Source organism: Bradyrhizobium sp. UFLA05-109, assembly GCF_054185165.1.
Map to the genome: position 1 here is coordinate 97280 of NZ_JBBIAR010000024.1, position 25747 is coordinate 123026.

The following is a 25747-nucleotide window of genomic DNA, read 5'->3' on the forward strand; positions in this document are numbered from 1 at the left end:
GGTCACTGCAACGGAAAGATGACATAAGTATTCGTAAGCAGGTTTCTTGGTAAAAATACTTTGGAATACTTGTAACGGCGGGATATGTCGTCGACATTCAAGAACTATACTCGAAATACTCAAGAAGATACCTCCGCTACCCTGACGCCGTCCTGCCTCTCATCGACTAAGGCTGCGCTGCCGCGTCGATTTGGACCAGAAATAGATGGTTTCGCTAAGGACTCGGTAATGATATGCAAGCTTAGGCAGCCGATACTTCTTTAAATATTAACCCTCTCTGCGGTGTTTTCCCGTTGAATTACGCTGGCAAATTTGACGCCGCGCTTTCCATTGACGGCCAAGGCTTTCACGCGCCCGCCAACGGCCATCTCGAATCGTTTTCCGTCGCGGGGCATGGAACCGTGCCGCAGGGCGCGTTCTTCGTTCCCGATCCCAATCTCCTGTTCCATGGCGAGTTCAAGCGCGCGGGCGTCGATCTCGTGCTGTCCAATGACGGGCACGAGTTCGTCATTCACGATTACTTCAAAGGCGAGAAGCGCGCCGCGATCGCCTCGCCCGATGGCGCCCATCTCACCGGCGACATCATCAACGCGCTCGCCGGCAACGTCCAATATGCGCAAGCGGCGCCTGGTGCCGCCGCCGCGCAGGTCATCGGCCATATCACCAAGCTGACTGGCAGCGCGACCGCCGTCCGCAACGGCGTGTCGATCATCCTGAACAATGGCGACAACGTCGAGAAGGGCGACGTGCTCTCGACCGGGTCGGACTCGACCCTCGGCGTCACCTTCATCGACGGCACCGTCTTCGGCCTCTCCTCCAATGCGCGAATGGTGCTGAACGAGATGGTCTACGACCCGAACGGGTCGAGCAACTCCTCGCTGCTGAGCCTGGTCGCGGGCACCATTACCTTCGTCGCCGGCGAGACCGCCAAGCACGGCGACATGAAGATCGACACGCCGGTTGCCACCATGGGCATCCGCGGCACCGCCGTGCTGACGGAGATCAGCTTCTCGGTTCCGCAGGGCGGCGGCGATCCGCAGCCGCAGGCAAATTTCCAGGTGCTGGTCGAGCCGGACGGCACCACCGGCTCCTACATCCTGTTCGACAAGGTCACGCTGCTGCCGATCGCCACCGTCAACCAGGCGGGGCAGATGATCCAGATCAGCGGCGGCAACGTCTCGGTCACCAACGCGCTGCTGTCGCCGGACGTGCAGAAGCTGATCACGGACGTGTTCACGCTGAAGTTCACGGACAACAACACCAACACCAAGCTGACGAACAACTCGACAGATACGATCACGCAGGACGCCAACCTGGTGTTGATCAAGACGCCGAACGGCTCGACGGCGCAGGCGACTTTCGTCACGCTCAGCAACGGGCAGTCGACCAGCAGTTCCGACAAGCCGGCGTCCGATAGCCGTGTTCCCGGTGCGCCGGATGCACGCAGCCTCGATCTCAACGGCAACGTGAAGGCGGCGTTCGCGCTGTCCGAGCTCGACGGCAAGACCGGCGTGACGACGCTCGATGCCGTCAGCGGCAAGATCACCTTCTTCGATTTCAACCTCGGTGACAGGCCGACTGTGAAGGTGGACTTCGCGTCCTTCACCTATCAGAACGCCGATCACACCGACGTCACCGCCGGATTGTCGGACCTGCAAAAGGCCGACATTGCCGCGACCGAGGCCAAGATCACCGTCGTTGCCGCCTCCGACAACAGCAACACGGGCTCGGCGACCTGGACCTACAGCGTTCCGGACGGCGCCTTCGATTTTCTGGCCGCCGGCGAAACATTGACGCTGACCTACAAGGTCCGCGTCGACAACAATTTCGCCGCCGACAACGAAACCGCCTTCATCGACATCACCATCACGGTCACCGGCACCAACGACACGCCGGTGATCACCTCGAGCGTTCCGACCATCACTTTCGAGGGCGGGACCAGCGTGCCCGGCGGCCCGCTCACCTCCAAGGTGCCGACCTCGGGAACGCTGACCTTCACCGATGTCGATCTCACCGACACCCACAAGGTGTCGGTGAAACTGACCGGCGCGACCCTGCCGGACGGCAGCACCGTGCCGCCGGGACCGCTGGCGATCTTCGAAAAGGCAATGTCGGTTGCGATCGATACCGACAGCACCGGGACCGGCGAGGGTGTCATCGACTGGTCGCTCGCCGACCTGCCCGTCTACCTCGCGGACTTCATTCCGAAGGGCGAGGTCCTGACGCTGACCTACACCGTGACGGTCACGGACTCGCAAGGCGCAACCGCGACCCAGACCATCACCGTCACCATCAAGGGGACCGACAGTCCCGCGGTGGTGTGGGTCGCGACGTCCGAGGCCGGTTCCTCGCCCGGCGGCTTCTGGAAGGACGCCGCGAACTGGGAAACCGGCACCGTGCCTACGATCAATGACGACGTCATCGTCATTACCGATCAGCTGCACGGCCTGACGCCGTCCTATCCGGTCACGATCGACGAGGCGGCGTTCGCCAAATCGCTGACCATGAACGATTTCGACACGTCCGCCGGGCACAGGGCGCCGGAGGTCATCAACCAGAGCACGCTGACGATCGCGCAGACGCTCAACCTCAGCGCCGATTCGATCCTGACCAATTCCGTGGGCGCCACGATTTCCGTCGGCGGCAAGGCCGAGATCCTGGACACCAGCGTGCTGACCAATTCCGGCACGCTGACGCTCGCGGGCGGCGGCGACTTCGCCGTCGGCGCCTCTATCACCAATGCCGGCACGATCGAGCTCACCGGCGGCACGCTCACGACGGTGGCCGAGATCCACAATGCCGGCGGCAAGTTCAAGGTCCATGCCGGTGCGACGCTGGACGTCAAGGGCGGGACCATCGAGAGCGGCAAGCTGATCATCCGCGGGGCGTTGGTGCTGGAGGGGACGAGCGTCCTGGCCCATGGCAAGCTGGACAATTCCGGCGCGGTCACCATCACGGGGACCGTCGCTTTCGACAAGGAGACCGTCGACAACGACTCGACCATCGAAATCCAGGCCGGTGCGACGCTGACACTGGACAGGGGGACCAAGGTCGCCAATTCGTCAGGCACCATCACCGTCGACGACAATGGCGTGCTGGTCCTCAATCAAGCCGAGATCACCGGTGGCACGCTGATGCTGTCCGGTACGCTGGTCTCGACCGGCATCAGCGCCATCAACAGCGCCGACATCACCAACACCGGCACGATTGACGTCACCGGCGGGACGCTGACGATCGACCCAGTCGTGCTGCACACCATCACCAATCAGAACCTCATCGAGGTGAATGGTGCCGAGCTCGACATTTCCGGTGATCTGATCGTCAACACCGGCACGCTCGAGGCGATCAAGGGCGGCACGCTGAAGTTTGACGCCGTCAAGGTCACCAACACCGGCGGAACGGTAACGGTCGACGGCACCTCGAAGCTGTATCTGTCCGGTGTCGAGATCAACGGCGGAAGCCTCGACAATGCAGGCCATCTCTATGGCGTTACGGGCAGCAACACCGTCACGGCCGCGGTCACCAATACCGGCACGATCGAAGTGCAGAGCGGCACGCTTCACCTCGCCGGCGGCCTCAGCGGCGTCGGCACGCTGATCATCGACGACGGTGCGACGTTGGAGCTCGCCGGTGCAACCGCGCAGACCGTCACCTTCGCCGGCGGGGCCGATACACTTCAGCTCGATAACGTCGCGGGCGAGAGCTTTACCGGCACCATCGCCGGCCAGTCCACCGCCGGCGGCACGTTCACCGTCACGGGCGCGGGCAACATCACGACGGCGAGCGGCGATGCGCTCGACTTCACGGCGTCTGGCGGCACGATCGATGCTCACGCCGACATCGTGCTCACGCCGACCGGCGCGCTGACGGGCGCGGCGGGCGGCATCTTCGTCACCCAGAACGGCGTTGGTGACATCTCGCTGACGGCGACAAAGGACATCACGGGCCAAAACGGCAACGGCATCTGGCTGCGCGACAGCGCGAGCGGGTCCGGCGACATCATCGTGACTGATCTCACCGGCAAGGCGAGCGGAACGGGCGCCGGTTCGGTTGGCCTGCTTGTTGAGAATCTCAACCCCGCCAACGACGGCGACATCACGATCAAGCAGCTCGGCGGCGCCGCGGGTGGCGCCTACGGCATCGACGCCACGACCAAGGGTGATGGCGACATCAGCATCGAAGCGGGCGGCAACGTCACCGGAGACACGGTCTACGGCACCGCGATCGGCGCGTTCGACCATGGCGGCGGCGACGTCCGCGTTACCAATGAAGGCGACGCCACCGGCGCGGTCGGCCTGTCCGCGCTTGCCACCGGTGCCGGCAACATCACCATCGTCAACGATGGCGATCTCACCGGCACCGGCACGGTCGGCATTATCGTGACGCAGAACGGCGACGGCGCGACCGGCTCGACCCAAATCACCAACACCGGCTCGGTCGTCGGCGCGGACGGCCACGCCGCGATCTTCGTCCAGGAGAACGCCGCCGGCACCGCGCTGATCGACAATTCCGGCACCATCGGGCCCGACGATTCGGGCACCGTGACCTCCACGACCTTTGCCATCGTGGAGACCGGCGGCGCCATCACGATCGACAACACCGGAGATATCAACGGCAATATCTCGGTCGCCAGCGCGACCTTCAACAATGAGGCGGGCGGCACCTGGACGGTGTCCGGGTCGAGCTTCTTCGGCACCCTGTCCACCTTCGGCAATGCCGGCGAGATCGATCTGCACGACGGCGCATCGATCTTCGGCGCGGACGGTGCGGCCTTCGCCATCACCAACTCCGGCGAGATCGAGAGCTGGGGTTCCACCTCCATCACGGGAGCCATCACCAACACCGGCAGCATCGAGGTCGACAGCGGCACCCTGACGCTGTTCGGCTCGCTATCCGGCTCCGGCTCCGTCACCATCGACGCTGGTGCGACGCTCACGCTCGAGGGGACGGTCTCGCAGACCATCACCTTCTCGGGCGACGCCGCCGAGCTCAAGATCGACACCACGTCATTCGGCGGATCGATCGCGGGGCTGACTGCGACCGACAAGCTGGACCTGTCGACGATCACCTTCGACGGCGGCACCACCGCGACCTACGACGCGGAGACCGGCAATCTCGTCGTGAGCGATGCCTATGGCCACAGCATCACGGTCAAGCTGGTCGGCGACTACAGCAACGCGCATTTCGCCGGCAGTGACGACGGCACCGGCCACACGCTGATCACGCTGAACGCGACCGACGACGCGCCGAGCTTCAAGGCTGCAGAAACCTCGCAGAGCGCGAGCTTCAGCGAGCTCGCCGACACGACCGGCGCGCCGAGCACGACCACCGATCCGGCGCCGGCGGCAACCGGCACGGTCCATTTCACCGACGTCGACCTGACCGACCGCCCGCAGGCCTCGATCACGGATCAGACCGTGACGTGGCTCGACACCGATCAGACCACGCACCTGACGCTGACCGCGGACGAGGTGACAGCGCTCGAACAGGCGCTGACGCTGCAGCAGGCCGGCAACCACAACAACGGTGCGATCGGCTGGACCTACTCCATCCCCGACAGCACGCTGGATTTCCTCGGCGAAGGCCAGACCGCGACCGTGGTGTCGACCATCACGCTGGACGACCAGCATGGCGGCACCGACACCGCCCAGGTGACCGTCACGATTTCAGGCAAGAATGACGCGCCGACGCTGGATGCGGCAACGCTGGCCTCGGTCGGCGGCGGTGACACGGATCCGGCCGGAGCGGCCACCAGCGATCTCTTCGCCGGCAAATTCCACGACGTCGATCAAGGTGCGAGCCTCAAGGCCATCGCGATCACGGCCGACAACGCCACGGAAAGCCAGGGGACCTGGCAGTACGAGGTTGCCGGCACCGACCAGTGGGTGGACATCACCGGCGTCAGCGACAGCAATGCGCTGGTGCTGAGCCCGGACACGCTGATCCGCTTCGTGCCGGCCGACGGCTATAGCGGCAGCCCGGGCACGCTCGACGTTCACGCCCTCGACGACACCTATGCCGGCGACATCACCGGCGCGACGCCGGTCTCGATCGACATCACCGCTACAGGCATCGGTCACGGCGGCTCCTCGCCGGCTTCGGATCTCGCCGCCTCCATCAGCACGGAGGCGACGGCGCCGTCGAACTCGAACGTCGATGTATGGACGGGGAGCGTCGACCAGAACTGGGACAATGACGGCAACTGGTCGCTCGGGCACGCGCCCACCGCGACCGAGGTCGCATCGGTCGATACCGACAGCACGGTCTATCTGGACCTCGGCAACCACGGTACCACGATCGGTGGGCTGACACTCAGCAGCGTCACCGAGCTCGACATCACCGGGACTGCCTTCACTCCGGAGTCAGAAGGCTTCGGCTACCTGCTGCTGAACGGCAAGCTAACGAACGACGGCTCGATCGATGTTCAGGGGGTTGCCCTCTACGAAGCCCACGACGTCACGAATGCCGGGATCCTCGAAGCCGACGGTCCGCACGGACTGCTCTGGTTCGGCCTCGGGCAGGGCAACACGATCGATAATGGCGGCGGCAAGATCGAAGCGGCTAACGGTGCCGAGGTTGATTTTACGTCTTCCACGGTCAATGGCGGAGAGATCGATGCCCTTGGCGAGGGGTCTCTCGTTTTTCTTTCCCAAGCGATCCTCAATGGCACCAGCCTCAAGAGCGAGGGCACCTCTTATTTCGAGGTCGGGGCGACGACGACCTTCAATGGCACCGACCATGCGATGGCCATCGACGCCCAGATCGCCATCAACGACTACGGCAAGCTGGTGCTCGACGGCTTCGTCAACGATTCGGGCGACGTCAATAATGCGGGAACGATCGTCGTCGAGACCGGACTGACCAGCATCCTCGGCGATCTCACCGGTTCCGGCATCGTGAAGATTCTGGGTGCGAGCCTCGAGCTCGGCGGCACCTCGGATTCCGCGATCCAGTTCGTCGGCTCCGGCGTCGGTACGCTGCACCTTGACTCGACGTCGCACTTCACGGGCACGGTGACCGGCTTCAGCTACGGCGACAACATCGATCTCTCCGGCATCGACCCCAAGAACGTTTCGCTGGTCTCGACCGAAGACGGCCTCCAGGTCCACTACGGCTCCGGCGATGGCGACTACTTCACCATCACCGGCAACTACGATGCGTCGGGCTTCAGCACGAGCAGCGACGGCAACGGCGGCACTGATCTCGTCTGGAGCCACCAGTCGCCGGTGATCGACACCACGCATTTCACCCACGTCCACGACGAGGCGACGAATACCGACACGGTCACGGGTCTGTCGGTCTCGGGGTCCTCGACCGAAACCTACACGGTGACCGCGGAGACCGAGGGCGCGAAGGAAGGCAGCAGCGTGACGCCGTCCTCGATCGATGGCGTCTCGCTCGACCAGGTCAACACGGCGCTCCACAGCGTGACCTACGATCCGGGCGCAACCCCGCCCGATACCGACATGATCACGTTCAAGGTGACCGACAGCCTTGGCGTGAGCGACACCGTCAACTTCATCTTCGACGAAGGCGGCTCGGGCCCGGTCACGCTGACCGGCACCAGCGGGAAGGACGTCATCTTCGCCACCGAGTCCAGCGACACGCTGATCAGCGTCGGCGGGCAGGACCAGTTCGTGTTCGGCCCGGCGTCAACGACGGACGCCGTCCAGCACACGGTCTACGGCTTCGATACGACCCAGGACAAGATCGACCTGCGGCAGTTCGATACCATCAATTCGGTCGCCGACCTTACCATCACGCAGCAGAACACCGATACGCTGATCACGCTGGACGATCACGAGACGATCCTGCTCAAGAACGTGGCCGCCGGCAACCTGCACGCCAGCGATTTCATCGTCACCAACCACGGCACGACGTAGCGCGGGCCTCGTTCTCCCGCCGCGCGGGACAGCAAAAAATCCGCCGATCGTCGCTTCCGGCCATGGCCATTTGCGTCCTGACGATCCAAGATCGAACCTGATCGGGTTCCGGGAAGTCCAACAGGCATGAAGCGGCTCAAGAAATGGCGGCGGTGGTTCGCGCGCAGGTTCGGCTATGCGCGGCTGGTCTGCCTTGCGCTGCTCATCGGCCTCGCAGCCGTGCGCCTCGCCGACTGGAGGCCGGTCGAGGAGGTTCGCGTCCGCACCTTTGACTGGTACCAGCGTCTCGACCCCCGTGAGAAGACCCAAAAGCCCGTCGTCGTCGTCGATATCGACGATCGGACGCTGAAGGCGGTTGGCCAGTGGCCATGGCCGCGAACCAAGCTTGCCGAGCTCACCACCGAGCTGACGCGGCTCGGCGCCGCGGCCATCGGCTTCGACGCGATGTTCCCCGAGCCCGATCGGCTCAATCCCGATCTTGCGGTCGAGACCTTCCGCAATCTGGACGAGGCGACACGCGAGAAGCTCAGGGCGCTGCCGAGCAACGACCAGGCGTTTGCCGAGGCGATCAAGAGCTCCCGCGTCGTGCTCGGCGAGACCGGCCTTCCGGTCAGCAACTCGGAACTCGACGAGAAGCTTCCGCAGACTGGCCTGGCGACCCTGGGTGAGGATCCGCATCCTTTTCTGTTCGAATTTCCCGGCTTGCTGCGAAATATTGCCGTTCTCGAGGCTGCCTCCGCCGGCCGCGGTTTGTTGACCATCAAGCCCGAGCGCGACGGCATTGTCCGGCGGCCGCCGATGATCGCGCAGGCCCAAGGCGTGATCCTGCCATCGCTGAGCTTCGAGATGCTGCGGGTGGTGTCCGGCTCCAACACGATGCTGGTCAAGGCCGATCGCGAAGGCATCGTCAGCGTCGGCGTGCCGCGCTTCTCGATCCCGACCGACAAGAACGGTCTGCTCTGGGTGCATTTCGCCCACCATGATCCCTCGATCTACGTCTCGGCGGTTGACGTGCTGGAAGGGCGAGTCGCGCCGGACAGGATCGCACAGCGGCTGGTACTGATTGGCACCTCGGCAGCGGGACTCAACGATATCAAGACGACGCCGGTCGACCCCGCTGTGCCGGGCGTCGAAATCCACGCCCAGGTGCTGGAAAGCGCGCTGACCGGCTCGATCATCTCGCAGCCGAATTACGGCCTCGCGATCGAGTTCTTCGCCGCCATGATGTTGGGCATTCTGGTGATCATCTTCGCTCCGAAGTTCGGGCCCGTCACGCTGGTCGGCGTCGGCGCGCTGTTTGCTTCGGTGTTGATCGGCTTCTCCTGGTACTATTACTGGCGCTATCGCCTCTTGATCGACGCCACCTATCCGCTGTTCTCGACCACCGCGATCTATTTGACGCTGATCTTCGCAAGCTTCGTGCGCGAGCAGCAGCAGCGCAAGCAGATCCGTGGCCAGTTCGCGCAATACATGTCGCCCGTGCTGGTCGAGCAGCTCGCGCAGGCGCCGGAGCGGCTGGTGCTCGGCGGCGAAGAGCGCGAGATGACGATCATGTTCTCCGACGTGCGCGGCTTCACCACGATCTCGGAGACCTACAAGCACGATCCGCAAGGGTTGACCGCGCTGATGAACCGCTTCCTGACGCCGCTCACCAACGCGATCCTGGCGCGCAAGGGCTATATCGACAAGTACATGGGCGACGCCATCATGGCGTTCTGGAATGCGCCGCTCGACGACAAGCAGCACGAGATCAACGCCTGCGAGGCCGCGCTCGACATGCTGGGGAAGATCGACGAGGTCAACAAGGAGCGCGAGCAGGAGGCCGCCGACGGCGGCCATGTCTATATTCCGCTCAACGTCGGCATCGGCCTCAATACCGGCATGGGCGTGGTCGGCAACATGGGCTCAGACCTGAAGTTCAACTATTCCGTGCTTGGCGACAGCGTCAACCTCGCCTCGCGACTGGAAGGGCAGACCAAGGACTACGGCTTCCCGATCATCGTCGGTTCCAAGACCGCGCTCGCCGCCAAGGACAAGTTCGCGATCCTCGAGCTCGACTTCATCATGGTGAAGGGCAAGACCGAGCCTGAGGTGATCTATGCGATCGCCGGCCGCGAGGACGTCATGCATTCGGGAGCCTTCCAGCGCCTGCGCAACACGACCATCGAGATGCTCGCCTGCTACCGCAGCCGCGACTGGCAGGGCGCGCTGGATGCGATCGAGCGCGGCCGCAAAAGCGAAGACGCCGACACGCTGGAGAGGCTGTTCCGCCTCTACGAGGCGCGCATCAAGTTTTTCCAGGCCAACCCGCCGCCGGACGACTGGAACGGCGCCTACGCGCTGCTGACGAAGTAGCGCAAGACGCGGTGCGTGCGGGGTTCACTGGAGCCTCACTGAAGGTGTCGTAGGGTGGGCAAAGGCGCACTTGGGGTGGGCAAAGGCGCACTTGCGCCGTGCCCACCATCGTTCAGCATAGTTGACACCAGAGGTGGGCACGCTTCGCTTTGCCCACCCTACAATGCTGTGTTTGATGCCGCAGAATAACTCACTCCACCCCGATCGTCGTCAGATCCTGGAACCAGTGCTGCGCCTGGACGAACTGCTTGATCTTCGGCGATAGCGCATGCGGGTTGGTGTCGTGGACGACCCAGACCAGCGCGGCATCGTCGACGATCTGGGCATGGGCCTGCGCCAGCAGCTCGTCCTGCTTCGCGGTATCGAATGTCTGCTTGGCTTCGTCGATCAGCGCATCGACCTTCGGGTTCTTGTAGCCGCCCCAGTTGACGCCGACCGGCGCGATCTGGCCCGAATGGAAGAAGCGCACGATGGCGTAGAGCGGGTCGGAGGTGACGTAGGCGATGTTGTTGGCGGTGATGCCGGCGTTCATCTCGTCGGCCGCGCCCTTGCGCCAGTGGGTGTAGAGCGTTTCGAGCTCGACGACCTTGAAGTCGATGTCGATGCCGATCTCCTTGAAACTCTGTTGCAGGAATTCATTCATCGGCAGCGAAAGCATCTGGCCGGTGCCGCCCTGCGCGATGATGAAAGTGGTCTTCAGCGGCTTGTCCTTGCTGTAGCCGGCCTCCTCGACGAGCTTCTTCGCGGCAGCGAGGTCGTACTTCAGTTCAAACGCCGGCTTGCCGAACCACGGGCTCGACGGGTCGACCTGGCCCTTCGCAGGCTTTGCAAGACCGTTCATCAGGCCCACGACCGCGTCGCGATCGATCGCGAGATTGAGCGCCTTGCGCAGGCGGATGTCGGTCCATGGTGAGCCCGGCAGCACGCTCAAATGATAATTCCAGACATGCGGCGTGACGTTGTCGACGATCTTCATGCCGGCGGTCTTGAGCTGCGGCACGGCGTCAGGGGCGGGCGTCTCGATCAGATCGACCTGTCCAGCAAGCAGCGCGTTGGTGCGCGTCAGCGCTTCCGGCATCGGCACCAGCACGAGCTTGTCGACCTTCGGAATCCGCTTCTTGTTCCAATAGTCCGGATTCTTGCTGAGCTCGGCGAGCTCGCGCGGCACGAGTTTCGTCAATTTGAACGGGCCGGTGCCGGAGGGCTGGCTCGCGAACTTGTCCCAGTCCTTGCCCAGTTTCTCATATTGCGCCGGGCTCGACACCAGGAACCAGAGCATCTGGTAGGGGAAGAAGGAATCGACCGTCTTGGTGGTGATCTCGACCGTATCGTCGTCGATCTTGGCGTAGCTCGCGACCGAAGGAAGTCGCGTCTTCACCTGCGCGCTCTGCCGCTTGTCGAATTGCGGCGCCTTGTCGTTGAGCACCTTGTCGAGATTCCAGATCACCGCGTCGGCGTTGAAGTCGCTGCCGTCATGAAACTTTACGCCCTTGCGCAAGGTGAAGCGCCATTTGGTCTTGTCAGTATCGTCGACCCTCCATTCGGTGGCGAGCCCCGGCACCAGCTTGCCCGGCCGGTCGGCGACGTCCATCTCCCAGGCAACGAGCGGATCGTAGATCGTGTAGGCCGTGAACTGATAGGCGCCGGCGCCGCGATCGGGCTGGCCCGTGGTCAGCGGAATGTCCGCCATCGAGATGCCGTAACGCACCACGGTTTCGGCGCGTGCCGAGATTGCGGAGAACGCCAACGCGAGCACGGCGAGACCGGTCGAGATTCGATTGCGCATGACCAAAGCTCCCAACGAAGAATCTGGAGCCGAACTTGCAATCTTGATGCCAGAATAGGCAGTGCATCGCTTTCACTGGAGCAGCATCACAAGGACTTGTCGTCGCAGGGGCAATTTGCAGAATAAGTTTCCTCATTGGCATAGCCATTGCATACGTTTGCATCAAAAATAATCATCGAAAGCCGGAAAAGGATTGAGGCGATGCTTATCGAAAAAACCACCCGCGCGGCATTGATCGCGGCGCTGGCGCTCACGACCGCAGCGGCCTTGCCGCGTGCGGCCGGTGCCGAAACCGTGCTGCGCATCGGCATGACCGCTGCCGATATTCCGCGCACGCTCGGCCAGCCCGATCAGGGGTTCGAAGGCAACCGCTTCACCGGCCTCACCATGTACGACGCGCTGACCATGTGGGACCTCTCCTCGGCCGACAAGTCGAGCGTGGTGATCCCGGGGCTTGCGACCGAGTGGAAGGTCGACGACGCTGATAAGACCAAATGGACGTTCAAGCTGCGTCCTGGCGTCACCTTCCATGACGGCTCGCCGTTCAATGCCGATGCCGTGGTGTGGAACGTCGAGAAGGTCTTGAAGCAGGATGCGCCGCAATTCGACGCCAGCCAGGTCGGCGTCACCGCCTCGCGTATGCCGACGCTCGCCTTCGCGAAGAAGATCGACGACATGACGGTCGAGCTGACGACCAAGGAGCCCGACAGCTTCCTGCCGATCAACCTCACCAATCTCTTCATGGCGAGCCCGACGAAGTGGCAGGCCTTCTACGACAAGGCGGAAGGTGCCGACGCCAAGGCGAAGTCGCAAGCAGCCTGGGCGGCGTTCGCCAAGGACGCTTCCGGCACGGGCCCATGGAAGATGTCGAGCTTCACCCCGCGCGAGCGGCTCGAACTGGTCAAGAACGCGAGCTACTGGGACAAGGCGCGCGTGGCCAAGATCGACAAGATGGTGCTGCTGCCGATGCCGGAAGCCAACGCGCGCACCGCGGCGCTCTTGTCCGGCCAGGTCGATTGGGTCGAGGCGCCGGCGCCCGATGCGCTGCCCGAGATCAAGCAGCGCGGCTTCGTGCTCCATACCAATGAAGAGCCGCATGTCTGGCCCTGGCAGTTCTCGCGCGTCGAGGGCTCGCCCTGGAACGACATCCGCGTGCGCAAGGCCGCAAACCTCTGCGTCGATCGCGAAGGCCTGAAGGACGGATTGCTCGCTGGCCTGATGGTGCCCGCGAGCGGCACCTTCGAGCCCGGCCATCCCTGGCGCGGCAATCCGACCTTCCAGATCAAATACGACAAGCCCGCCGCGCAAAAACTGATGCAGGAAGCCGGCTACGGTCCGAACAAGAGACTGACGGTAAAGGTGCAGACCTCGGCGTCGGGCTCCGGCCAGATGCTGCCGCTGCCGATGAACGAATATCTCCAGCAGGCGCTGGCAGAGTGCTATTTCGACGTGCAGCTCGATGTCATCGAATGGAACACGCTGTTCACGAACTGGCGTCGCGGCGCCAAGGATCCCAGCGCGAACGGATCCAACGCGACCAACGTCACCTATGCGGCGATGGACCCGTTCTTCGCGCTGGTGCGCTTCCTGCAATCGGGCATGGCGCCGCCAGTCTCGAACAATTGGGGTTTCATCAACAATCCCCAATTCGATGAGCTGGTGAAAAAGGCGCGGCAGACGTTCGATCCCGCCGCGCGCGATGCGGCGCTGGCCGAGCTGCACGCGGCCTCCGTTGACGACGCTGCCTTCCTCTACGTCGCCCATGACGTCGCCCCGCGCGCCATGAGCCCCAAGGTGAAAGGCTTTGTGCAGCCCAAGAGCTGGTTCGTCGATTTCTCACTGGTGTCGATGGCGCCGTGAGGCGGTTATCGCTCTATCCACGCGTCATGCCCGGGCTCATCCCGGGCATCCACGTCCATCCACTTGCTCCGTCATTCCGGGGCGCTCGCTGGGCGAACCCGGAATCTCGAGATTCCGCGCTCGGCTCTTCGAGCCGCCCCGGAATGACGGAGCGAGAAAAACGTGGATGGCCGGGACAAGCCCGGCCATGACGATTGAGATTTCTATGCACCAAACTGAGTAACCCTCGTGCTCGCCTATATCGCCAGACGCATCGCCTATGTCATCCCGATCGTCATCAGCGTGGCGCTGGTGTGTTTTCTGCTGGTGCATATTGCGCCGGGCGATCCGCTCGTCGCCGTGCTGCCGGCGGATGCGTCGCAGGAGCTCGCGGCGCAGCTCCGCGCGGCCTACGGCTTCGACCGGCCGCTGCCGGTGCAGTTCGGCCTCTGGCTCCTGCGCGCGCTGCATGGCGATCTGGGTAACTCCATCGCGACGGGACGCCCCGTGCTTGCGGAGGTCATGCGCGCGGTCGGCAACACCGTGACGCTGGCGATCGCTGCCGCCATCATCGGCTTCACGATGGGAATCCTGCTTGGCCTGATCGCCGGCTATTTCCGCGAGACCTGGATCGACAAGCTGGCGACGTCCTTTGCCATCGCGGGCGTCTCGGTGCCGCACTATTGGCTCGGCATGCTGCTCGTCATCATCTTCTCGGTCGAGCTGAACTGGCTGCCCGCGGTCGGTGCCGGCCCGGGCGGCTCCGGCGCCTGGGCCTGGGATTGGGCGCATCTGCAGTATCTCGTCCTGCCGGCGATCACGACATCGGTGATTCCCATGGGCATCGTCACCCGCACCGTGCGTGCGCTGACCGGCGACATCCTCAGCCAGGATTTCGTCGAGGCCTTGCGCGCCAAGGGCCTGCGCGAGACCGGTGTGTTTCGCCACGTCATCAAGAACGCCGCGCCCACCGCGCTGGCGGTGATGGGCCTCCAGCTCGGCTACATGCTCGGCGGCTCTATCCTGATCGAGACGGTGTTCTCCTGGCCGGGCTCGGGCTTCCTGCTCAACTCCGCGATCTTCCAGCGCGACCTGCCGCTGTTGCAGGGCACGATCCTGGTGCTGGCGCTGTTCTTCGTGTTCCTCAATCTGCTGGTCGACATCGCGCAAGCCGCGATCGATCCGCGCATCAAGCGGGGCTAGCGGGATGGAGTTGATCCCAGCCATGGCTGCGAAGGCAGTGCGCTCCCTCCCCCGCTTGCGGGGGAGGGTTGGGGAGAGGGTGTCTCCGCGATCGAGAGCCTCGAGGAGGAGAGAGTCCTCACCCGCGCCTTCGGCGCGACCTCTCCCGCAAGCGGGAGACGTGAGCCGCGCCCGTAGCTTGCATCGACCAAACCAACGCTCGTTTGGAGCCAGCCGATGAGCGAGCTTCCACTTCACGCCACCGGCGACGCCGCGCTCCAGATCGCACCCGCCACCAAAGCACGCGGCTATTGGGCGACAGTCGGCCGCCGCATCCTGCGCGACAAGGTCAGCATGGCCTGCGCGCTGGTGCTGCTGTTGATCTTCCTCTCCGCGCTGCTCGCGCCCTGGCTTGGCCTCGAGGACCCCTACAAGGGTTCGATGATCCGCCGCCTGCGCCACATCGGTACGACGGGTTATCCGCTCGGCACCGATGAACTCGGCCGCGACATGCTGGCGCGGCTGATCTATGGCGGGCGGCTGTCGCTCGTCATCGGCATTCTGCCCGTGATCCTCGCCTTCGGCATCGGCACCTCGCTCGGTCTCGTCGCGGGCTATCTCGGCGGCAGGCTCAACACCGCGATCATGCGCACGGTCGACGTGTTCTATGCCTTCCCCTCCGTGCTGCTCGCTATCGCCATCTCCGGTGCGCTGGGGGCCGGCATCCTCAATTCCATCGTGGCGCTGACCATCGTGTTCGTGCCGCAGATCACCCGCGTCGCCGAAAGCGTCACCACCGGCGTGCGCAACATGGATTTCGTCGAGGCTGCGCGCGCCTCCGGCGCGGGTCCAATCACCATCATGCGCGTGCACATCCTCGGCAATGTGCTCGGCACGATCTTCGTCTATGCGACCAGCCTGATCTCGGTCTCGATGATCCTGGCCGCCGGTCTCTCCTTCCTGGGGCTCGGCACAAAACCGCCGGAGCCGGAGTGGGGCCTGATGCTGAACACGCTGCGCACCGCGATCTACGTCAATCCCTGGGTCGCAGCCTTGCCCGGCGCGATGATCTTCGCGGTCTCGATCTGCTTCAACCTGCTCTCGGACGGCCTGCGCAGCGCCATGGACATCAGGAATTAGGATATGAGCGAGGCGACCCCTTCCGTCGAGACGCTGGCCCCCGTCGAGGATCGCGGCGGCGTGGCTCAGCCGCTGTTGAGGGTGAGCGGCCTGACCAAGCATTTTCCCGTGCGCGGAGAGCTGTTCAGCGCCAAGCGCACCGTGCGCGCCGTCGACAACGTGTCGTTCTCCGTCGCAAAGGGCGAGACCGTCGGGATCGTGGGCGAATCCGGCTGCGGCAAGTCGACCACCGCGCGACTCCTCATGCATCTGATGCCGTGCGATGCCGGCGACATCATCTATGACGGCATGACCGTCGGCCAGGCACTCAGCTTGCGCGAGCTCCGCCGCGGCATGCAGATGGTGTTCCAGGATTCCTACGCCTCGCTCAACCCGCGCCTGACGATCGAGGAATCGATCGCTTTCGGCCCCAAGGTCCACGGCATGGCGGATAGCGCGGCCCGTGCGCTCGCGCGCGAATTGCTCGGCAAGGTCGGCTTGCGTCCGGAAAATTTCGCCAACCGCTACCCGCATGAGATCTCCGGCGGCCAGCGCCAGCGCGTCAACATCGCGCGGGCGCTGGCGCTGTCGCCGCGGCTGGTAATCCTCGATGAAGCCGTCTCTGCACTCGACAAGTCGGTCGAGGCACAGGTGCTCAACCTGCTCGCCGACCTCAAGCGCGAGTTCGGCCTGACCTATCTCTTCATCAGCCACGACCTCAACGTCGTCCGCTATATCTCGGATCGCGTGCTCGTGATGTATCTCGGTGAGGTCGTCGAGCTTGGCCCGGTCGATGCGGTCTGGGAAGCCCCGGCCCATCCCTATACGCGCGCGTTGCTGGCGGCGATGCCGTCTTCCGATCCCGACAAGCGCACCGAGACGCCGCCGATCTCGGGCGATCCGCCCAACCCGATCGATCCGCCATCCGGCTGCCGCTTCCACACTCGCTGCCCGTTCGTGGAGCCGCTCTGCGCAAAAGCAACCCCAAAGCTCACCGCGCTCGATACTATGGGCCACGAGGCCGCGTGCTATATGGCGATACCAGGATCGGGCCACAGCCGCGCGCCGCAAGAGGGAACAGCATGACAAGACCGACTGCAAAAGACATCAAGGCCATGGCCGAGGTGGCCGGCGTGCCCGTGGACGAGGAGACCGCAACCCGCATCGCCGGCTCCATGGGACCCGTGTTCGACGGCTTTGCGACCATCGCCGGCACGCTGCCGATGGATCTCGAGCCGTCTCTCTATGTGCTGGCGCAAACCACGAAGGTTCCGGCATGAGCACCGAACCCGCATTGATGTCGTTGACCGAGGTCGCGCGCGCGATCGCGATGAAGCAGGTATCCTCGCACGAGGTGACGCGCGCGCTCTTGCATCGCATCGCGGAGTGGCAGCCGCATCTCAACGCCTTCATGACGATCGAGTCCGAGGCCGCGTTGAAGGCGGCGGAAGACGCCGACGAGGCGCTCGCCAAAGGTGAAGTGTGCGGGCCCCTGCATGGCGTGCCGCTCGCGCACAAGGACATGTATTACGACGCCGGCAAGGTCGTGACCTGCGGCTCGCTGATCCGCCGCGACTATGTCGCCACCACGACGTCGACGGCGCTCCAGCGCCTGAAGGATGCCGGCCAGGTCCGGCTCGGCACGTTGCACATGGCCGAGTTCGCCTATGGGCCGACCGGGCATAACAGTCATTATGGTCCGGTGCGCAATCCCTGGAACGTCGCGCACATCACCGGCGGCTCGTCGTCGGGCTCGGGCTCGGCGGTCGCCGCGCGGCTGACCTTCGCAGCGCTCGGCTCCGATACCGGCGGCTCGATCCGCATGCCCGCGAATTTCTGCGGCGTCACGGGCCTGAAGGTGACCTGGGGCCGCATCAGCCGCGCCGGTGCGATGCCGCTGTCGCAATCGCTCGACACCGTCGGCCCGCTTGCGCAGACCGCGGAGGATTGCGCGCTGCTGCTCGCGTTGATGGCAGGCCCCGACCCCGAGGATCCGACCGCGAGCGCCGAGCCTGTGGCGGATTACGTTGCCGCGACAAAAGGCTCGCTGAAGGGCCTCAAGATCGGCGTGCCCGCATCCTTCTATGTCGACGATCTCGACGGCGAAGTGGCGCGTGTGCTCGACGAGACCATCGCCGTGCTCAAGCGCGAGGGCGCCGACATCGTCAAGGTCGAGCTTCCGGATCAGCGGCAATTGCAGGCGGCGAGCCAGCTCGTGCTGGCGGTGGAGGCCGCCGCCTTCCACAAGCGCTGGCTGATCGAGCGTCCGCAGGACTATGGCGCCCAGGTGCTGATGCGGCTCCAGAACGGGCTCGCGGTCCCCGCCGTCACCTATCTCGAAGCGATGCGCTGGCGCGGGCCTGCGCTCGCCGCCCATCACGCGGCCACCGCCGGCGTCGATGCGGTGATCGCGCCCGTGTCGCCGGTGCCGGCGCCGACCATCGCCGAGAGCGACGTCGGCGGGGATGCGCATGCGCCGGCAGTGTTGCAGCGGCTGACGCTGTTCACCCGTCCGGTGAACTATCTCGGCCTGCCGTCGCTGGTCGTGCCGTCGGGCTTCACCAAAGGCGGCCTGCCGGTCGGCATGCAGCTCATCGGCCGCGCGTTCGATGAGGCGACCCTGCTCACCATCGGCGCCGCGTTCCAGCGCGCCACTGACTATCACGCCAGGGTGCCGAAGCTGCCGTCATGACAAAGCTCGTCGAGATCTCAGGCCTCAATATCCGCTTCACCGGCGAGCGCACGGTCTATGCCGTGAACGATCTCGATCTTTCGCTCGGTGACGGTGAGGTGCTGGGCCTGCTCGGCGAGTCCGGCTCAGGCAAGAGCGTGACGTTGCGTGCGCTGATGCGGTTGTTGCCGACGAAGCGCACGCGGATCTCGGGCACCCTTAACGTCATGGGCCGCGACGTTCTGGCCATGGGCGAAGAGGAGCTCTCGGCCTTTCGCGGCCAAACGGTGTCGATGATCTTCCAGGAGCCGGCGCTCGCGCTCGATCCGGTCTACACCATCGGCGCGCAGATCGCCGAGAGCGTGGTACGTCACGAAGGCAAGAGTTTTGCGGAAGCGAGGGTACGTGCCCTCGAAATGCTCGAGGTCGTGCGCATCCCTTCCGCAAAGCGCCGGCTCGATGCCTATCCGCACGAGATGTCCGGCGGCATGCGCCAGCGCGCGATGATCGCGCTCGCGCTCGCCTGCCGGCCAAAGATCCTGCTCGCGGACGAGCCGACCACCGCGCTCGATGCCACCGTGCAGATCCAGATCCTCCTGCTGCTGCGCGAACTGCAGCGCGAGTTCGGCATGTCCGTCATCTTCGTCACCCACGACATCGGCGTGGCGATCGAGATCTGCGACCGTGTCGCGGTGATGTATGCCGGCCAGATCGTGGAGCAGGGGAACCTGCGCGACATCGTGCGCGCGCCGGTTCATCCCTACGCCAAGGGCCTGCTCGCCTCGACCATCCACGGCGCCAAGCGCGGCGCGCGGCTCGAGACCATCCCCGGCACCCCGCCCTCGCTGAGCCAGAAACCGCATAACTGCTCCTTCGCCCCTCGCTGCGCCGTCGCCCAGCCGCAGTGCCTGGAGCGGTTGCCGGCGAATGTGCAGGTGGGACCGGGCAGGGTGGCGAGGTGTGTGCTGGCGGAGGCGGCGGCGGTTACCTCGTAGCCCGCTTGTGTCGATCTGAACTCGTCGATGTGAACTGAAGTATTGCCCCGGGCACACTGCGCTCCCTCCCCCGCAAGGGGGGAGGGAATGAGAGAGCGGTGTGCTCCCGACCTCGAAAATCTCAAGCACCGGCACCGAGTTGCGGCGAGCCACCGGGCGCATCCTGCCAATGGCCTGTTCTACTTTGCATGGGGTTGTTTTCGACATTTTTGTCGACCCCCGGCAACCGGCGAAAGGTAAGGAGTGTTCACACTCCATTCATCCCGGTTCCGGTTCCATGCGCCCCCATTCACGGAGAGGGACTTCGACTTATGTACATTTCTGGCCAAAGCATCATCGTCATCCTGTTCGTCGGCCTGGTCGCCGGCTGGCTTGCTGGCAAGGTGGTTCGCGGAAGCGGGTTCGGCATCATCGGCGACATCGTGGTCGGCATCGCCGGTGCGTTTGTCGCAAGCTTCCTGTTCCCGCGGCTCGGCATCCATCTCGGCGTCGGGCTGGTCTCGGAGATCATCTACTCCGCGATCGGCGCCATCATTCTGCTTCTGGTGGTTCGCCTGCTGCGGGGCGGCGGCCGGCTGTAGCGGTTCGTTGCGAAAAACCGGCTGTCGCGATGACAAATTCGTCGCGGCAGCCGAAAAAGCTGTGGAATTTGTGGATTTTCGCCGCAGCGCGGCGCGCTAGAGGTTTCCTGAGCCAGATTGTTGGTCAACTGTCGTGCATTGGACGACAGCCACAAACGCGATATTAATCCGGGACGAGTACCCCAAATTTAGTTTGTGAAATCAGGGGTTTTACCCCTCATCCGATGAGAAGCGACTGATGGCAGCGGTTCCCGGCTTACGCCGTTCCGAGCTCAGCAGTGCCTTGCGCGCCTGTCGCGCGGCGTTCCTGGGCCTCGGGTTGATGAGCTGCATGATCAACCTGCTCTATCTGACCGGGTCGATCTTCATGCTGGAGGTCTACGACCGGGTGCTGCCCAGCCGCAGCATCCCGACGTTGGTCGGCCTGATCTTCCTCGCCGGCGGTCTCTACATCGCACAAGGCGTTCTGGACCTGATTCGTGGCCGCATCCTCGGCCGTATCGGCACTGCGCTCGACGAGGCCCTGAACAAACGGGTGTTCGATACTATCGTGCGCCTGCCGCTTCTGGTCGGCAGCCGCAATGAAGGCCTCCAGCCCCTGCGCGACCTCGACAACGTCCGTTCCTTCCTCGGCGGCATGGGGCCGAGCGCGTTCTTCGACCTGCCGTGGCTGCCGCTCTATCTCGCCATCTGCTTCGCCTTCCATTGGCTAATCGGCGTTACGGCTCTGGCCGGCGCGATCATCCTGGTCGGCCTCACGCTGGTGACGGAGTTCATGTCCCGCCGGCCCGCGCGCGAGGCGACGAGCCTTGCCGGACAGCGCAACGATCTCGCCGCCTCCAGCCGCCGCAATGCCGAGGTGCTGGTGGCGATGGGGATGGCCGGCCGGCTCAACCAGCGCTGGAGCGAGGCCAACGAAAAATATCTCGCCGGCAATCAGCGCGCCAGCGATGTCGCCGGCGGTCTCGGCGCCATCGCAAAAGTTCTGCGCATGATGCTGCAATCAGCCGTGCTCGCGGTCGGCGCCTATCTCGTCATTCATCAGGAGGCGACCGCCGGCATCATCATCGCGGGCTCGATCCTCTCGGCGCGCGCGCTCGCGCCGGTCGATCTCGCGATCGCGCACTGGAAGTCCTTTGTCGCCGCGCGGCAGAGCTGGCAGCGGCTCAGCCGCCTGCTGGAGCAGATTCCGGCCCAGGTGATGCCGACCCAGTTGCAGGCGCCCTCGAGCCGCCTCGCGGTCGAAGGCGTCAGCATCGTGCCGCCGGGCGATCAGCGCGTCATCGTGCAGGACGTGACATTCGTGCTCAATGCCGGCATGGGCCTCGGCGTGATCGGCCCGAGCGGTTCGGGCAAATCGTCGCTGATCCGCGCGCTGGTCGGCGTCTGGCAGCCGGTGCGCGGCAAGGTGCGCCTCGACGGCGCGGCGCTCGACCAGTGGGCCTCCGACGTGCTCGGGCGCCACATCGGCTATCTGCCGCAGGACGTCGAGCTGTTTGGCGGCAGCATCGCGCAGAACATCAGCCGGTTTGATCCCGACGCGACCTCCGATGCGATCATCAGTGCTGCGAAAGAGGCCGGCGTGCATGAGATGATCATCAAGATGCGCGAGGGTTACAACACGCAGGTCGGCGAGCAGGGCACGGCGTTGTCCGCGGGCCAGGCGCAGCGCGTGGCGCTGGCGCGCGCGCTCTACGGCAATCCGTTCCTGATCGTGCTCGACGAGCCCAATTCGAACCTCGATACCGAAGGCGACGAGGCCTTGACCCGCGCGATCCGCGCCGCGCGCGAGCGCGGGGCTATCGTCGTCGTCGTGGCGCACCGTCCGATCGGCGTCGAGGCGGTCGACCAGATCCTGGTGCTGCGCGACGGCCGCATGCAGGCCTTCGGCCCGAAGGAGCAGGTGCTCGCGCAGGTGCTTCAGCCGCGCGTCGCCCCGCCGGCGCCGCCGATCAAGATCGTCAGCGAAGGCGGAGTGGCCAAACCATGAGCACGATGACGATGGCGGACGCCAAGCCCGCGGCAAAGAGAAGCGTGCGGCAGTCGATCAGGTTTCACCTGCTGCTCGGTCTCGGGATCGTGCTGCTGCTCGCCGGGGGGCTCGGCGGCTGGGCTTCGACCGTGCTGATCTCCGGCGCGCTGATCGCGCCGGGACAGATCGTCGTCGAATCCAACGTCAAGAAGGTGCAGCATCCGACCGGCGGCGTGGTCGGCGAGGTGCGCGCCCGCGACGGCGACCTGGTCAAGGCCGGCGACATCGTGGTGCGGCTCGACGACACCGTCACCAAGGCGAATCTCGCCATCGTCACCAAGAACCTCGACGCCGGTCAGGCGCGCGCGGCGCGGCTGCAGGCCGAACAGCGCGGGCTTGCAAGGATCGAATTCCCGCAAACGCTGCTCGATCGCGCAAGCGACCCAGACGTGGCGATCCTTCTGGCCAGTGAGGGCAAACTGTTCGAGGTCCGCGTCAACGGCCGCGCCGGGCAAAAGGCCCAGCTCCGCGAGCGCATCCAGCAGCTCAACGAGGAGATCGACGGGCTGAGCGCGCAGGAGACCGCCAAGGACAAGGAGATCGCGCTGGTGCAGCAGGAGCTCGTCGGCGTCCGCGATCTCTATGACAAGCACCTGGTGCAGCTCTCGCGCCTGACCACGCTCGAGCGCGACTCGGCCCGCCTCAACGGCGAGCGCGCGCAGTACATCGCATCGCGTGCCCAGGCCAAGGGCAAGATCACAGAGACCGAGCTCCAGATTATCCAGGTCGACAAGGACATGGTGAGCGAGGTCTCCAAGGATTTGCGCGAGACCAACGACAAGATCGGCGAGCTGATCGAGCGTAAGGTCACCGCCGAGGATCAGCTCCGTCGCGTCGATATCCGCGCGCCGCAGGATGGCATGGTGCTACAATCGACCGTGCACACCGTCGGTGGCGTCGTGACCGCCGGCGATACCCTCATGCTGATCGTGCCGCAGCAGGACGACCTCCAGGTCGAGGCCAAGGTCAATCCGACCGACATCGACAAGCTCCAGGTCGGCCAGAAGACGCTGCTGCGTCTCTCCGCCTTCAACCAGCGCACCACGCCGGAGCTCAACGGCGTCGTGAGCCGCGTCTCGCCCGACGTCACCACGGACCAGCGCACCGGTCAGAGCTATTACACTATCCGCGTCTCGATGCCGCCGGAAGAGGTCGCCCGCCTCGGTGAGGTCAAGCTGATCCCCGGCATGCCGGTCGAGGCCTTCGTGCAGACCGGCGACCGCACCATGCTGTCCTACTTGATGAAGCCGCTGCACGACCAGTTGATGCGGGCGTTCCGGGAAAAGTGAGGCGAGGAGTATCCTGGGGCGATGCGAAGCATCGAACCGGGGACCGCGTGCCGCAGCGTTGGTTTCGTAGGGTGGGCAAAGGCGCAACGCGCCGTGCCCACCTCTTTTGCGGACACACACATGGTGGGCACGCTTCGCTTTGCCCACCCTGCGTCCTACGTTCTTGATATAGTTCGAACGCAAGCAGGACCTCCAGCGTCAGACACATGCATCACGCCCCGATCCAGACCCCGCCGGCCATCGCCACCGAAGCCTTCACCGATGCAAGTCTTGCGGTCGCCCGCCTCGAAGAGATCTACGAGCGCAATACCAAATTCCTGCGCGATCACTTCGAAGCGTATCTCAACGGTACGCCGCCGGCGACCCGTGTACGCGCGTTCTATCCGTTCGTTCGCATCACCACCGCGACGCATGCGCGGCTTGATTCGCGTCTGGCCTACGGGTTCGTTGCCGGACCCGGCGTGCACGAGACTAGCGTGACGCGGCCGGATGTGTTCCGGACCTATCTCACCGAGCAGATCGGCCTCCTGATCAAGAATCACGGCGTGCCGGTCGAGATCGGCGAGTCCTTTGAGCCGATCCCGATTCATTTCGCCTATCGGCGGGACATCAACATCGAGGCGGCGATCAGCACGGGCGATACGGTCGGCACGCGGCTGATGCGCGACGTGTTCGACACGCCGGATCTTGCCGCCATGGATGATGCGATTGCCGACGGCACGCTCGCGCTGGCGCCCGGAGCGCCGGAGCCGCTGGCTTTGTTCCGCGCGGCGCGCGTCGACTATTCGCTGCGGCGGCTCTATCACTACACCGGCACCGATCCCGAGCACTTCCAGAATTTCGTGATCTTCACCAACTACCAGTTCTACGTCGATGCCTTCGTGCAGCTCTGCCAGCAGCGGCTTGCCTCGGGCGAGGACGGCATTGATGCCTTCGTCGGGCCGGGCAACGTCATCACGCGCAACGCACGGTTCGGGGGCGGCACGAGCGGGATTGCGCCGGATCGCGCGCCGCAGATGCCGGCCTTCCATCTCGTCGAGCCCGGCTATCAGGGCATCACCCTGATCAACATCGGCACGGGCCCTTCCAATGCGCGGAACGTGACCGATCACGTCGCGGTGCTGCGGCCGCATGCCTGGCTGATGGTCGGGCATTGCGCGGGTCTGCGCAACACGCAGCGGCTCGGCGATTACGTGCTGGCGCATGGCTACGTCCGCGAGGATCACGTGCTCGATCAGGAGCTGCCGCCCTGGGTGCCGATTCCTGCGCTTGCCGAGGTGCAGGTCGCGCTCGAGGAGGCGGTCGAGGAGGTCACGGGCTTGTCCGGCTTCGAGCTCAAGCGCCTGATGCGAACCGGAACGGTCGCGAGCGTGGACAACCGCAATTGGGAGATCAGCGGCGCCGCGGTCATTCGCCGCCTGTCGCAATCCCGCGCCGTTGCGCTCGACATGGAATCGGCGGCGATCGCCGCCAACGGCTATCGCTTTCGTGTCCCCTACGGCACATTGCTGTGCGTCTCGGACAAGCCGCTGCATGGCGAGATCAAGCTCGCAGGGATGGCGAGCGCATTCTACCGACAGCGCGTCAGCCAGCATCTCGAGATCGGCCTGAAGACGCTCGAACGGCTCAAGCACCAGGAGTCGGAGCGCCTGCATTCGCGCAAGCTGCGCAGCTTCGCCGAGGTGGCATTTCAGTAGTCCGATGCTCACGCGCGCTTAGGGCAGCAGAACTGTCATACGCAGCACTGACGTCTGCGTGAGTGCACAAGTCCTCTGGAATATTCACCGGAGGAGCAGGGTTTACACGTCGTCCGGGGCTCCCATGACCAAGGCCACAGGAGCAGACATGAGCAATCCCCTGATCAGGTACGTCGTGCTGGGAGCATGTGTGGTGGCGCTGTTCGCGCCGCCGGCATTCGTCCCGGTTTTTGCGGCAGGTGGCGGTGGTGGCGGCGCGAACAGCGCCTCCACACATGCTCCCAGCACGACGTACCTGATCAGGGGATTGCTCATGTC

The 25747-nt window shown here is 64.6% G+C and carries 14 protein-coding genes; 13 read left to right on the plus strand and 1 reads right to left on the minus strand.

What is annotated here, in order from left to right; genetic code table 11:
- Positions 1-293 precede the first annotated feature (293 nt).
- Entirely contained in the window at positions 294-7883 is a 7590-nt protein-coding gene (locus Q3C01_RS19345) for a FecR domain-containing protein (RefSeq protein WP_458146899.1), read from the plus strand.
- Between the two features lie 126 nt (positions 7884-8009).
- Positions 8010-10238 carry a CHASE2 domain-containing protein gene (locus tag Q3C01_RS19350; RefSeq protein WP_458146900.1) on the plus strand — a complete coding sequence of 743 codons (2229 nt, stop codon included), beginning with the start codon at positions 8010-8012 and terminating at the stop codon, positions 10236-10238.
- A 190-nt stretch (positions 10239-10428) separates the two neighbouring features.
- Here the strand turns inward: Q3C01_RS19350 and Q3C01_RS19355 are convergent, their stop codons facing one another.
- Positions 10429-12024 (minus strand): ABC transporter substrate-binding protein, encoded by a 1596-nt coding sequence (locus Q3C01_RS19355; protein ID WP_458146901.1) that lies wholly within the window; start codon positions 12022-12024, stop codon positions 10429-10431.
- 201 nt (positions 12025-12225) lie between these two features.
- Between Q3C01_RS19355 and Q3C01_RS19360 the strand changes: the two genes are divergently transcribed.
- The 11 genes from Q3C01_RS19360 to Q3C01_RS19410 all read left to right on the plus strand — a co-directional run bounded on the left by Q3C01_RS19360 (position 12226) and on the right by Q3C01_RS19410 (position 25429).
- On the plus strand, positions 12226-13884 hold the full coding sequence (locus Q3C01_RS19360; protein ID WP_458146902.1) for an ABC transporter substrate-binding protein: 1659 nt from the start codon (positions 12226-12228) through the stop codon (positions 13882-13884).
- Between the two features lie 228 nt (positions 13885-14112).
- The gene (locus tag Q3C01_RS19365; protein ID WP_458146903.1) at positions 14113-15066 is read left to right on the plus strand and encodes an ABC transporter permease; all 954 of its coding nucleotides are present in this window, start codon (positions 14113-14115) and stop codon (positions 15064-15066) included.
- A gap of 216 nt (positions 15067-15282) precedes the next feature.
- A complete protein-coding gene (locus Q3C01_RS19370; RefSeq protein ID WP_458146904.1) occupies positions 15283-16185 on the plus strand; it encodes an ABC transporter permease in 903 nt (300 codons plus the stop codon).
- 3 nt (positions 16186-16188) lie between these two features.
- Entirely contained in the window at positions 16189-17250 is a 1062-nt protein-coding gene (locus tag Q3C01_RS19375; RefSeq protein WP_458146905.1) for an ABC transporter ATP-binding protein, read from the plus strand.
- Entirely contained in the window at positions 17247-17444 is a 198-nt protein-coding gene (locus Q3C01_RS19380; protein WP_458146906.1) for a hypothetical protein, read from the plus strand. Before Q3C01_RS19375 ends, Q3C01_RS19380 begins: the two co-directional genes overlap by 4 nt.
- Positions 17441-18856 (plus strand): amidase, encoded by a 1416-nt coding sequence (locus Q3C01_RS19385; protein WP_458146907.1) that lies wholly within the window; start codon positions 17441-17443, stop codon positions 18854-18856. Before Q3C01_RS19380 ends, Q3C01_RS19385 begins: the two co-directional genes overlap by 4 nt.
- Positions 18853-19830, plus strand: coding sequence for an ABC transporter ATP-binding protein (locus Q3C01_RS19390; protein ID WP_458146908.1), 978 nt, complete (start codon positions 18853-18855; stop codon positions 19828-19830). The genes Q3C01_RS19385 and Q3C01_RS19390 overlap by 4 nt, the downstream gene beginning before the upstream one ends.
- A gap of 311 nt (positions 19831-20141) precedes the next feature.
- Positions 20142-20411 (plus strand): GlsB/YeaQ/YmgE family stress response membrane protein, encoded by a 270-nt coding sequence (locus tag Q3C01_RS19395; RefSeq protein ID WP_458146909.1) that lies wholly within the window; start codon positions 20142-20144, stop codon positions 20409-20411.
- 238 nt (positions 20412-20649) lie between these two features.
- The gene (locus tag Q3C01_RS19400) at positions 20650-22401 is read left to right on the plus strand and encodes a type I secretion system permease/ATPase (RefSeq protein WP_458146910.1); all 1752 of its coding nucleotides are present in this window, start codon (positions 20650-20652) and stop codon (positions 22399-22401) included.
- Positions 22398-23732, plus strand: coding sequence for an HlyD family type I secretion periplasmic adaptor subunit (locus Q3C01_RS19405; RefSeq protein WP_458146911.1), 1335 nt, complete (start codon positions 22398-22400; stop codon positions 23730-23732). The genes Q3C01_RS19400 and Q3C01_RS19405 overlap by 4 nt, the downstream gene beginning before the upstream one ends.
- Before the next feature lie 206 nt (positions 23733-23938).
- Positions 23939-25429 (plus strand): AMP nucleosidase, encoded by a 1491-nt coding sequence (locus Q3C01_RS19410; protein ID WP_458146912.1) that lies wholly within the window; start codon positions 23939-23941, stop codon positions 25427-25429.
- Positions 25430-25747: the final 318 nt, after the last annotated feature.

Excerpts from the sequence above, each read along its gene's own strand:
- Q3C01_RS19380 (WP_458146906.1), top strand. The coding sequence starts at position 17,247 with ATGACAAGACCGACTGCAAAAGACATCAAGGCCATGGCCGAGGTGGCC.
- Q3C01_RS19395 (WP_458146909.1), top strand. The coding sequence starts at position 20,142 with ATGTACATTTCTGGCCAAAGCATCATCGTCATCCTGTTCGTCGGCCTG.
- Q3C01_RS19370 (WP_458146904.1), top strand. The coding sequence starts at position 15,283 with ATGAGCGAGCTTCCACTTCACGCCACCGGCGACGCCGCGCTCCAGATC.
- Q3C01_RS19410 (WP_458146912.1), top strand. The coding sequence starts at position 23,939 with ATGCATCACGCCCCGATCCAGACCCCGCCGGCCATCGCCACCGAAGCC.
- Q3C01_RS19350 (WP_458146900.1), top strand. The coding sequence starts at position 8,010 with ATGAAGCGGCTCAAGAAATGGCGGCGGTGGTTCGCGCGCAGGTTCGGC.
- Q3C01_RS19360 (WP_458146902.1), top strand. The coding sequence starts at position 12,226 with ATGCTTATCGAAAAAACCACCCGCGCGGCATTGATCGCGGCGCTGGCG.
- Q3C01_RS19390 (WP_458146908.1), top strand. The coding sequence starts at position 18,853 with ATGACAAAGCTCGTCGAGATCTCAGGCCTCAATATCCGCTTCACCGGC.
- Q3C01_RS19375 (WP_458146905.1), top strand. The coding sequence starts at position 16,189 with ATGAGCGAGGCGACCCCTTCCGTCGAGACGCTGGCCCCCGTCGAGGAT.
- Q3C01_RS19355 (WP_458146901.1), bottom strand. The coding sequence starts at position 12,024 with ATGCGCAATCGAATCTCGACCGGTCTCGCCGTGCTCGCGTTGGCGTTC.
- Q3C01_RS19400 (WP_458146910.1), top strand. The coding sequence starts at position 20,650 with ATGGCAGCGGTTCCCGGCTTACGCCGTTCCGAGCTCAGCAGTGCCTTG.
- Q3C01_RS19405 (WP_458146911.1), top strand. The coding sequence starts at position 22,398 with ATGAGCACGATGACGATGGCGGACGCCAAGCCCGCGGCAAAGAGAAGC.
- Q3C01_RS19385 (WP_458146907.1), top strand. The coding sequence starts at position 17,441 with ATGAGCACCGAACCCGCATTGATGTCGTTGACCGAGGTCGCGCGCGCG.